This window comes from Acaryochloris thomasi RCC1774, from assembly GCF_003231495.1.
Taxonomy (GTDB): domain Bacteria; phylum Cyanobacteriota; class Cyanobacteriia; order Thermosynechococcales; family Thermosynechococcaceae; genus RCC1774.
Window position 1 is genome coordinate 72720 of sequence record NZ_PQWO01000006.1, and the last position, 11730, is coordinate 84449.

General features: G+C 51.6%; 9 protein-coding genes and 2 tRNA genes. All 11 read left to right on the plus strand.

Annotated elements, in window-relative coordinates; all coding sequences use genetic code 11:
• Nucleotides 1-85 precede the first annotated feature (85 nt).
• Nucleotides 86-1252, plus strand: coding sequence for a GNAT family N-acetyltransferase (locus C1752_RS11440; RefSeq protein WP_110986202.1), 1167 nt, complete (start codon nt 86-88; stop codon nt 1250-1252).
• Between the two features lie 233 nt (nt 1253-1485).
• Nucleotides 1486-2496 carry a TIGR00266 family protein gene (locus C1752_RS11445; RefSeq protein WP_110986375.1) on the plus strand — a complete coding sequence of 337 codons (1011 nt, stop codon included), beginning with the start codon at nt 1486-1488 and terminating at the stop codon, nt 2494-2496.
• A 112-nt stretch (nt 2497-2608) separates the two neighbouring features.
• Nucleotides 2609-2682, plus strand: a tRNA-Arg gene (locus tag C1752_RS11450).
• Between the two features lie 160 nt (nt 2683-2842).
• A complete protein-coding gene (psbP, locus tag C1752_RS11455; RefSeq protein ID WP_110986203.1) occupies nt 2843-3376 on the plus strand; it encodes a photosystem II reaction center PsbP in 534 nt (177 codons plus the stop codon).
• A gap of 63 nt (nt 3377-3439) precedes the next feature.
• A tRNA-Ala gene (locus C1752_RS11460) sits at nt 3440-3512 on the plus strand.
• Between the two features lie 127 nt (nt 3513-3639).
• Nucleotides 3640-5535, plus strand: a complete 1896-nt coding sequence (locus tag C1752_RS11465) for a type I polyketide synthase (RefSeq protein ID WP_110986204.1) — start codon at nt 3640-3642, stop codon at nt 5533-5535.
• 51 nt (nt 5536-5586) lie between these two features.
• Entirely contained in the window at nt 5587-6249 is a 663-nt protein-coding gene (locus C1752_RS11470) for an SRPBCC family protein (protein WP_110986205.1), read from the plus strand.
• Nucleotides 6230-7081 (plus strand): SDR family oxidoreductase, encoded by an 852-nt coding sequence (locus C1752_RS11475; RefSeq protein WP_110986206.1) that lies wholly within the window; start codon nt 6230-6232, stop codon nt 7079-7081. Before C1752_RS11470 ends, C1752_RS11475 begins: the two co-directional genes overlap by 20 nt.
• Nucleotides 7074-8858: a hypothetical protein gene (locus tag C1752_RS11480; protein WP_110986207.1), complete on the plus strand. Its 1785-nt coding sequence runs from the start codon at nt 7074-7076 to the stop codon at nt 8856-8858. Before C1752_RS11475 ends, C1752_RS11480 begins: the two co-directional genes overlap by 8 nt.
• Nucleotides 8859-9549: 691 nt before the next feature.
• Complete coding sequence (locus C1752_RS11485; RefSeq protein ID WP_110986208.1) at nt 9550-10203, plus strand: response regulator; 654 nt, start codon at nt 9550-9552, stop codon at nt 10201-10203.
• 153 nt (nt 10204-10356) lie between these two features.
• On the plus strand, nt 10357-11715 hold the full coding sequence (locus C1752_RS11490) for an ATP-binding response regulator (RefSeq protein WP_110986209.1): 1359 nt from the start codon (nt 10357-10359) through the stop codon (nt 11713-11715).
• Nucleotides 11716-11730 lie beyond the last annotated feature (15 nt).

The following is an 11730-nucleotide window of genomic DNA, read 5'->3' on the forward strand; positions in this document are numbered from 1 at the left end:
GCTGGCATTTTCTCTGGTCTGAAAAAATTTTGACTGCATTATTGGAACAGATGATTTACCTTAAAAAGAGTTTTCGGGTCTGGCAATGGTCAATCAAGTGCAGCTCTCTCTGGCCTGGGTCGATAAGATCCGTGATATTTCGCAGGCAGAATGGGATGCGCTGGCGCTGCCTCTGGCGACTCCGTTTCTGGAGTGGCAGTGGCTCAATAATTTAGAAACGTCCGGTAGTGCGACGTCGAAGACCGGCTGGCTACCGAATCACCTAACCGTGTGGCGAGACCGCAACCTGATCGCGGCGGCCCCGCTTTATATCAAGGGCCACAGCTATGGCGAATTTGTTTTCGATCATCAATGGGCGGATCTATCGCATCGGTTAGGGGTCAATTACTATCCCAAGCTTTTGGGCATGACACCCTTCACTCCGGCAGAGGGCTATCGGTTTTTAATCGCGCCGGGTGAAGATGAGGAGCTACTAACGGGGCTGATGGTGGAGGCGATTGATCAGTTTTGCGATCGCAACCAGCTCTCCGGCTGCAATTTTCTCTTTGTTGACCCGGAGTGGCGTCCTGTCATCGAACGCCACGGTTTTACAAGCTGGCTCCACCACAGCTATATCTGGCAGAATCAAGACTTTGGCTGCTTTGACGATTATCTAGGGGTTTTCAACGCCAACCAACGCCGCAACATTAAACGAGAGCGTAAAGCCGTTAGTAAGGCCGAACTCAAGCTCCAGACCTTTACTGGAGATGCGATACCCACAGAGCTTTATAAGCTCATGCACCACTTTTATCGCGATACCTGCGAGAAGTTTATGTGGGGCAGCAAGTATCTGACACAACGCTTTTTTGAACAGCTTGAAGAGAGTTATCGCGATCGCATCCTCTTCGTTGCTGCTTACGATATACAAGGTATACAACAACAGCCAGTGGGCATGTCCTTTTGTTTAACTAAGGGCGATCAGCTCTATGGCCGCTACTGGGGGGCCTTTCAAGATATTGACTGCCTCCATTTTGATGCCTGCTACTATACGCCGATTGAATGGGCGATTGACAACGGCATTCGTCGATTTGATCCAGGGGCGGGGGGACGCCACAAAAAGCGACGGGGGTTCAAAGCTACACCCAATCACAGCGTCCATAAGTTCTACAATCCTCGGCTACAGCGGATTTTGCTGAACTATATTGGCGAAGTGAATGAAATGGAGCAGCAAGAGATTGATCACATCAACCAAGATCTGCCGCTCAAGTCGTAGCTTTCGCGTCGATGGTCATGGTTCCCCGCCCGGAACCTCCGTAAAATTACGCAAATAAGTGAGTGGATCTGCGGTCTTGATGGGCATCCTGGCGATAAGCAGGCTCCTATGTCAGTCTATGTCCTGCAATGCAGTGATTGAATAAGCCCTCAGTACAGGGTTTGGATCACAGTGCCTTCAGGATCAAAAAACTAAGCTAGAGCTAGCCAACAATCGATTCAATGGGTGTAGACATGACGACTTGGTATTTCAGTTACGGTGCAGACCGGATTGGCCCTCTAGAAGAGCAGCAAGCCATTGCTCAAGCCCAACAAAATCCCAACGGCCACTGCTGGAAACAGGGATTCACCGACTGGCTCCCCATTGGGCAAGTGCCTGAACTTAATCCGAGCGCACGCGCGATGCCCTCGACTCCGCCGCCGCCGACCCCAGGGACGGATCATGAAATTGACTACAAGCTCTACGGCGAAGATATGCAGTTCGTTGAGATTGAGTTAGACCCGGGGGAAAGTGCGATCGCAGAAGCCGGAGCCATGATGTATAAAGATGCATCGGTTCAGCTTGAGACGATCTTTGGTGACGGCTCCAACAAAGCAGCAGGCGGTGGCTTAATGGATAAGCTCGTCGGAGCCGGTAAGCGCCTCGTCACTGGTGAGAGTCTATTCACCACCGTCTTTACCCACACAGGTCGAGGCAAAGCCCACGTTGCGTTCGCTGCACCCTACCCCGGAACCATTATCCCAGCGAAGCTCAGCGACTATGGCGGACGGCTGATCTGTCAAAAAGACAGCTTTCTTTGTGCAGCTAAAGGTGTCCAGATTGGCATCCATTTTCAGAAAAAGATTCTCACGGGCTTGTTCGGCGGCGAGGGCTTCATCATGCAAAAGCTTGAGGGCAATGGCATGACGTTCTTACATGCAGGCGGCACTATCGTTGAACGAGAGTTGAAAGCCGGTGAAACGCTCCACGTCGATACCGGCTGTCTTGTGGCCCTGACCGATTCAGTGAACTACACCATCGAGCAGGTGGGCAGTATCAAGTCAGCGCTTTTTGCTGGAGAAGGCTTATTCTTAGTCCATCTCACCGGACCGGGCAAAATCTGGCTACAGTCTTTGCCCTTCTCGCGGATGGCAGGCCGGATGTTAGCCGCATCGCCGGAGCGCGGTGGCCGCCGTGGCGAAGGATCAGAGCTGGGGGCTATTGGGGCGCTGGGAGCCTTGGGCAATCTCTTAGACGGAGATTAATCAAGCTGCATTCTAACGGCGGACGCAGAATCTAAGACTCTCTTCTTTTTCTGTGGCTATACCGTCTCCCAAAAGAGGCGGTATACTGTCTTAGTGCTGAAAAGCACGTTTAGGGCATGTAGCTCAGATGGATAGAGCATCAGATTCCGGTTCTGAGGGTCGGGGGTTCGAATCCCTCCATGCTCGTTAGAGGCAAAGGCTTCAAATAGTTATCACAATAGGAATGTCTGTATTCTTGGAAATCCTTATGCTGACCTGAAATTTTGGGCTGTCGAGACACCCATCGGGTGAGACAATACGATATGTGTCGGATACGCACGACCCTCAATAACCAGGTAAGGAATAAATGTTTAAACGGATTGCTGCGATCGCAATAGTCATGCTCATGCTGACGGGCTGTGTCAGTCCCGATGCGGGTTTGAAAAGTTTTTCAGACAACATTGACGGCTACAACTTTCTCTACCCCAATGGCTGGGTGTCAGTGCAGGTGTCAGGAGGGGCTGATGTTGTCTATCGTGATCTCATTGAAGAGACAGAGAATGTCAGCGTCGTCGTTAGTCCGGTTTCTGGAGAGCGCAACTTAACCGATTTGGGTGACCCTACTGCAGTCGCTAACGGTATTCTGAATGCCGTCATCGCTCCACCCGATTCAGGTGTTAAAGCCTCTCTGGTCTCAGCAGCCTCTCGCGAAGAGGAAGACAAGACTTATTACAAGCTGGATTACAAGGTAGAGCTACCCATCGGCAATCGCCATAACCTATCGAGCGTTGTCGTGCGTCGGGGTAAGCTATTCACCCTGAATATCTCAGCTCCAGAGGCGCGTTGGGAAACAGTGGAACCTCTCTTTCAGGAAGTGGTCGATTCATTCTCGGTGTACTAATATTTGGCTAGGGTCCCAACTCGGGACCCTTTTATCCTTGTATATGGCATCTCTGTATATTTAGGGGAATTAGCTCAGCTGGTAGAGTGCTGCGATCGCACCGCAGAGGTCAGGGGTTCGAATCCCCTATTCTCCATTTTCCTAGAAGAACGAACCTCGGTTTTACAAAATCAGAGATTCCATCACGAAAGGCTTGAGCTAAGTTAGGCGAGTGAGCGGCCCATGTAGACTTGAATGATTGCAATCCAGCCCCCCGCCTGCAAATGGATTCTCACGATCAATCCCTATCCCCCACGAAACGAGCGCTCCAGGCGATCCAACTTTTACAGGCCAAGGTGGAGGCGTTGGAAAAAGCTAGGGATCAGCCTATTGCTGTTATTGGTCTTGGCTGCCGCTTCCCCGGAGCCAGTAATCCTTCTGAATTCTGGGAACTCCTTCAAGGTGGCAAGGATGCCATTTCAGAAATTCCCCGCGATCGATGGGATATCAATCGCTACTACAGTCCTGATCCCGGCAGCCCTGGCAAAATGACCACCCGTTATGGTGGGTTTGTCTCAGATCTCTTGGACTTCGACGCCAAGTTCTTCCGGGTTTCCCCCCGAGAAGCAATGAGTTTAGACCCCCAGCAGCGACTGCTCCTAGAAGTCAGTTGGGAAGCTCTAGAGAATGCGGGATTGGCGCCCGACTCACTGGCAGACCGTCAGGTCGGTGTCTTTGTTGGCATCAGCGCTATTGACTACTGGCACCAGCTTCTCAAGCGCGATGCTGACGATATTGATGCTTATTTAATTACCGGCAATACCCATAGCGTGGCCTCCGGTCGCATTTCTTATCTCCTAGGGCTGACGGGACCGAGTTTGTCTGTTGATACGGCCTGCTCCTCTTCGCTGAGCGCGATGCATCTGGCTTGTCAAAGCCTACGTCATGACGAGTGCAGCGTTGCGATTGCGGGTGGGGTGAATGGCATTCTCAATCCAGAGGCCACGATCAACTTTTCCAAGGCCCAAATGTTGTCCGCCGATGGGCGCTGTAAGTCTTTTGATCAAGCGGCGGATGGTTTTGGTCGGGCTGAGGGATGTGGTGTCGTAGTGCTCAGGCGACTCAGCGATGCCGTTGCCGATGGCGACAATATCCGGGCGGTGATTTTAGGATCAGCGCTCAACCATACGGGGCGCACCAGTGGTTTGACGGTGCCCAAGGGACCGGCTCAGCAACAGGTGATTAGAGATGCGATCGCAACCACTAAACTCACCCCCAGCCAGATCAGCTACATTGAAGCCCACGGCACCGGCACTGCTCTGGGCGACCCCATCGAACTCGGAGCCTTGCGCGAAGTCTTTGGTCCGCATCGCAGTGAACCGCTCCTCGTTGGATCGGTCAAGACCAACATTGGCCATCTCGAAGCCGCCTCCGGTATGGCCGGATTGATTAAGGTGGTTCTGTCCCTGCAGCACAGCGCGATTCCCGCCAACCTTCACTTCAAAACGCCGACCCCTCACTTTGACTGGAGCCAGCCGCTGCAGGTACCTACGCAGTTGACCCCCTGGCCCTCTTCCGACTCGCCACGGACTGCCGGAGTGAGTGCCTTTGGCTTCAACGGTACCAATGCCCATCTGATCGTCTCCGAGCCACCCGATATCTCCATCTCCCAGGTGCCTCCTCTTCCCTATCAGCTCCTCACCCTCTCTGCCCGCAGCGCCCTTGCCCTACAGCAGCTTATCAATCGCTATATCAACTTTCTCAAGCATCGACCCCAGCTTTCCTCGCTGGGTGAATTGTGCTGGACCGCGAATACCGGACGATCTCATTTTCCCCACCGCTTAGCTGTCATTGCCGCCTCAGTCTCAGAGCTGCAAAAGCATTTGCTGGCCGTCAGTCAAGGCACAACTCCCACGGGCGTGATTCAGGGACAGGGGAACAATGCGAGCACTTCCACAGTCCAATTGAGCCATCAACAGATCCAAGTCTCTGGACTCTCAAACAAGGTGCAGAAGATTCCACTACCGCCGCCCTCTGAGCAGTGGTTGCTTGTTTTGAAGGCTCTTGCTGAGCAGTATGTGATGGGTGCTTCTATCCATTGGCAGACGTCAGGGTTTCAACCGTATCGTAAAATTGAGTTGCCGACCTATCCCTTTCAGAGACAGCATTACGGCCTGTGAAGATAGCTGTTAAGAGCGTTTATTCCCTTGCTATAATTGGAGAAGTTTGTAATGACAAACCCCATGCCTAAATCTATGATTGCCGACTCGTTAAAAACTGGACAACGCCTAACTGCTGGCCTCCTCGGACTAGGGTTAGTGTTAGGGGCCAGTCAAGCGCTTGCGGCCAAGACTCATCCATTCGATGCTCAATCAGGTGAGCGGTTTTCGTCAACTGCAGCTCAGCAGTTAGTCGCAGTTCAGCCGGGTCAAGTTTCAGTAACCGGTCAAAATGGGCAGTACAGGGGAGAGGTCTTGGTGCAGGCGCCCGCCGATATGGCTTGGAAGGTGCTGACGGACTATGAGAACTTTAAAAACTTTCTGCCTAATGTGTCTGAAAGTCGCGTGATCTCCGCTGAAGGCAATCAAAAAGTCTTTGAGCAGGTCAACGTTTTCCGGGTCCTTACTTTTACGAAACAGGCTCGGGTCAAGATGGCTTCTACAGAGAGCTATCCCAAGCAGGTCTCTTTTCAAGTCATGGAAGGCGATGTCAAAGATCTGAAGGGAACCTGGACGATTTCATCGCCTGCGCCGAATCAAGTCCTGATCAGCCATGAGGTGACCGTTGTTCCCAAGGATTCAGACAACAAGACGATGTTTTTTGGCATCTATAAAAATTCACTAAAGAAGACGATCGCAGCCGTGGGCAAAGAGGTTGAGCGTCGCGCACAGTAGTCCCTTACCCAGCGATACCCACGCCATTATTACCGGTGGCTCAAGCGGTATTGGTCGAGCCACGGCAGCGGTGCTCGCCCAGCAGGGTGCGAGTCTAACGCTGATTGCCCGCACCGCATCAAAATTAGAGGAGACCCGTCAAGCTATTGAACGGCAGGGCCTGCAGAACTCGCAGCAGGTTTTGACGCTCACGGCGGATGTGTCAGATCGCGCCCAGGTAGAGAAGGCGATTGGAGATGCGATCGCAACCCTAGGTCCGCCCGATCTATTAATTACCTGTGCTGGCATCGCCCACTGCGACTACTTTCAGAACCTATCCCTCGAAATGTGTGAGCAGGCGATGGCCGTCAACTATTTCGGGTCGCTGTACTGCATTCGCGCTGTCTTACCGGCGATGGAACAGCGGCGTCAGGGTCACATTGTCGTAGTTTCCTCCGGCGTGGGCTTGATTGGACTGTACGGATACAGCGCCTACAGCCCGACCAAATTTGCTCTGCGGGGACTGGCTGAATCCCTGAGAGGGGAGCTTAAACCTTTAGGGATTGGCATCTCTATTGTCTATCCCCCCGATACCGATACGCCCCAACTCGCCCAAGAGAATCTGACTAAGCCTTTAGAAACGCAGCGCATTAGCAGCACCGCCAAAACTTGGACGGCAGAACAGGTAGCCCACACCATTCTTTCCGGTCTCAAAAACAAAAAATTTATGATTGCTCCCGGTCAAGAGATGACGGTACTCGCGCGATTACACAGTCTCATTTCTCCTTTGCTGCATCGCTACTTTGACGGCATCGTGGCTAAAACGCGCCGAGAACGGCAGTCCCATGACTAGTTGGCAGCATTTTCTTGATCGAAGCCAGCGCCTGTTTACGCCCAATAACCGCACCTTCTGGTTCCGGCTTAGTTTTATCGCTCCCCTTTACTTTGGCTTGATTGCCCTTGGCTACCAGATGTTGGGGCCTGAATATGTTGTTCAAGACGATGCCCGCCAGCATGTGGTGTGGATGCAGCGGTTTGTTGACCCGCAGGTGTTTGCAGGAGATGCGATCGCAAACTACTATCTCGCCATTGCTCCCCCTGGCTATAAAGGTTTCTATTGGATACTTGCTCAGCTCGGCATTGAACCCCTGCTCACGGCCAAATTTCTGCCCCTGATTTTGGCGCTGATCACCACATATTTTGCCTATAAACTGGCCCTGAAAATCTTGCCGGTTCACCTCTGCGGCTTCTTGACCACCCTCATTCTCAATCAACAAATTTGGCTAGATGATGAACTGATCTCAGCCACACCCCGCGCTTTCTACTATCCGCTATTCACGACTTTTCTCTACTGTGTGACCCAGCGCGCGCTGATCCCTTGTCTTGCCATTATTGCCTTGCAGGGACTTTTTTACGCTCCGGTAATGCTGCTCAGCGTTGCGATCTTGAGCCTCCGGCTATTGACCTGGAGACAGCGCTGGCCCCGATTGACGCAGGATCGGAGCCGCTATCTTTTCTGGTTCGCAGGTTGCTCAGTCGCCGCCCTGGTTATTCTTTTCCTACTCCGTAGTCAGGGTGTCGGTCCCACCGTGACCGCTTTGCAAATGAGAGATCTGCCTGAGTTTGGCCTCCACGGACGCCACGAATATTTTGACGTCAACCCCCTCTACTTTTTGTTTCAAGGTAGAAGCGGCCTCAACATTTCTTGGTTTCCCGCCAGTATTCTCATGGGCTTGGCGCTGCCCTTCCTCGCCATCGGTCGCTTCACTCAAAAAATGACGCCTAATGTTGCCGTCATTTACCAGTCCTTTGCTGCCGCTCTCGGCCTGTATATCCTGGCTCATTTACTGTTGTTTAAGCTCTACTACCCTAGCCGATATACCTACCACAGCCTCCGGGTAATCCTCGCGCTCGCTGCTGGCATCGCACTGACGATCCTGCTAGAAGCTGGCTGGTCTTGGATGCAGCACAAACGGCAAACGCAGGCTCCCTTCCACCGTCGAGAGCAGCTTTTGATTACATTCATTGGTTTATTGATCGCCATTGAATTGCTTGTCCCGGCCCTGCCACCGGTCTTTTTAGCAATGGAAGTCTGGATTGAGGGCCAAGCACCCGAACTTTACACCTTTCTTGCCCAGCAGCCACGCGATACGGTTGTCGCCACCCTCGCTCCAGAAAGTGATAATTTGGGTGCCTTTGCCCAGCGATCGACGCTCATGGGCCATGAATTCGCCCTCGCCTTGCATCCTCAATTCCACCGGGTTGTGCAGCAGCGGATTGCTGCTTTGCTGGACGCACAGTACAGCTCAGATCCAGCCGTTGTGCAGCAAATTATTGATCAATACAGCATTGATTTCTTTTTGGTTGAGCATTCTGCCTTTACCCCCGAGTATCTCCTGAGTCAGGATTGGCTTGTTAATCGCTCAGACACGGCTTCAGTCACGAAAGCGATTCAGCAGATGCGCACAAAGCCTACGAGTTTGCTCTTTCCCAAGGCCCTCACGCCCTGTGGTATTCGTTCGACCCAAGACTGGACTTTACTGGAAACGCAGTGTCTCAGCCGGTTTCTTGCGACATCTCCGATTACGGACCGCAGCGGGAGAGAAACAGATGATCCACGGGCTAGCTAGGCTGGAAAGATCGATGCTTCTGCAGCTTTTGTCGTTTCTCGTAGAGATGACGTTCTGCAAACTCCAAGATGGTCAGATTAGAGTCATCCAAGTACAAGTTGTAAAAAATTGAGTCATAAAGGACGACTCCCGATAGATCCATGTGGCAAAAATCCTTTTGACCTGCAAGGTATTTCTCCCAAAACTGCAGGGTTTTCCCAGAGCCAACATGTTCTTTAGAGGTAGATATTGTGGGTCGCTATCAAAAGGAAACAGAAAGAATCGTCGTTATAAACGGACGGTCACTTTAGCAAAACAATAAGCATTGCTAAAGTGACCGCCTGAACTATACCCCCCGAATAATCAGTACAGGTCTTTATCAAATCTGCACTGATATACAGTTCCTAAGCGTCAACGTGAGTGAGGTCAACTTACGACTCAGTATTTATTCCTAAGAAGTAATTTTCAAGAACTGCATGTGTCTTTATGATTCACTAATTTTGGGGTTGATTAACTCCTCCAGGTGGGTGGTATTGCCCCTATCTTCTGGGTGATACTTTCGGTTAAGTTAGTGTCAGAGCACTGTACTGGCTTCATCTGTCACTTTGGTTGAATGGCTTTTGTTAGCGAGGTTTTATTCGCTCTGAAATGGAGACTGGGTACACTTCTCCTTACTTTTTTGATTGCTCTCTAAGGTGCTAAGTATTTTGCTATGAGTAAAGCTATTCAGCTCCCTAAGTGGCGTGTATTAATCGTCGAAGATGATCCACTGGTACAGCTTGGTCTTGAACAGGCACTGGTAGACTACGTCGAGCTAACAGTTGTGGGACTGGTTGATGATGGCTATTTGGCGGTAGAGGCAATTTTGGAAAAACGACCTGATTTGGTCTTAATGGATCTCGGACTGCCGGGCTTAGATGGTATTGAAATCACTCAGCGCGTCAAGGAAAAACTGCCTGATTTAAAGGTCGTCATTCTAACGTCGCACACCTCTGATGAAGAGGTATTTGCGGCTCTCTCTAGCGGTGCAGATGCCTACTGTGTGAAAGGCGGGGGGATTGAGCTGTTACTCACTGCGATCGCATCTGTTTCTCAGGGTTCTTTATACTTAGACGTTAAGATTGCCCATACCATTCTGCAAGAGATGCGTTCAAGCCCCACCGTAAAGCTTGAACATCCCTTAACTGAGCGAGAGTTTGATGTTTTGAGGCTGTTGGTCGAAGGGTTAAACAACACAGAGATTGCGGGTCGTCTTTACATCAGCCCCAACACCGTCAAGTCCCATATGCGCGGTCTGATGAGTAAATTGGCGGTGAGCGATCGCGTTCAGGTGGCGGTGAAAGCTTTACGGGCTGGCTTAGTCTGATGCTGCCGATCGCACAAGCAAAAACGACAGTCGAGGCGTTTCTCAACCCTCCCTTGAGAAGGGGTACAGGAAACAGGGTTTGGCAAAGACGGCCCGACTTATTTGGGGCGCAAACCCTCCATCTATAACGGTACAAGCGAACAAATTGTCCCTATGATTAACAGCACTGTTCTGAAACTAGGCAATCTCGACCCGATGGTTTTCGCCCAGGACCGGGGGGAAGGTAAGCAGGCAGGGGCGGCTTGGAAAATTATGCTAGTGGATGATGATGTCTCCATTCATCAAGCCACGAAGGTCGCGCTCAAGTTTTTTACCTTTGAAGGCCGATCGCTACACTTTGTCTCAGCCTACTCAGCTCAGGAAGCCAAGAGCTTAATTCAGTCACATCCTGATACGGCCTTGATTTTGCTCGATGTGATTATGGAAAGTCAGGACGCGGGACTGCAGGTCGCTCAATATATTCGCGAGGTTGCTCAAAACTCGATTGTGCGGATTATTCTGCGGACCGGGCAGCCTGGGCAGGTTCCGGAGGAGTCGGTGGTGGTGGAGTATGACATCAATGACTATAAAACTAAGCTAGAGTTAACGCAGCAAAAGCTCTTTACGACACTGGTTTCAAGTCTGCGATCCTATCGCGATCTGCTGGCGCTCCAGGAGAGCCAGAATGAGCTGGCCCAGCTTAATCTTGAGCTGCAGCGTTTTAATCAAAACCTAGAGCAGCTTGTTTCTGAGCGGACCCAAGCGCTGGAGCAAAAAAATGATCAGCTCACCCACGAAGTGCAGGAGCGGCAAAAGGCAGAAGACGCTCTGCGTATTTACCTGCATGCTCTCACCCACGACTTGCGCAACCCGGTAACGGGAATGATGAATGTCGTGGGCAGCTTACTGAAGCGGCCGACCACGGGTGATGATTCCGCCCCTCAAATACAGATCCCGAGCTCGGTGATCACGCGGATGAAGGCAGGGTGTGATCGTCAGCTAAAAATGATCAACTCACTGATTGAAACACATGAAATAGAGGTTTGGGGAATCGCACTCCGGCAGCAGCCCTTTGCCCTGGAAACAATGCTACAGGGGTTGGCAGAGGAATGGGAGCCTAGCTTCAGCAAAAAGCGAATGACGGCAGCTTATCAAATTGAGCCAGGTTTACCTCTGGTCTATGGTGATCGCAATCAAATCTGGCGCGTCTTTGAAAATCTGCTGGCCAACGTCATTAAATACAACCCGCCGGGGATTGCCGTATCGGTCACGGTTACGGTAGATGCTGACCCTGCTCGACTTCGCTGCGCCGTGACCGATACGGGGACGGGCATCGACGCCAACCAAATCCCGGATTTATTTAAGCTATACCAGCGGGGAAGTACGCGACCCACCCGGGGGTTAGGCATCGGTCTCTATATTTGTCGCTGCATTGTAGAAGCCCACTGTGGCACGATTGGCATTAATAGTGAGCTTGGTGCAGGCTCTGAATTTTGGTTCACCTTGCCAACGATGAGAGAAGACTGCTCATAATTTTCGAGTCCGCTT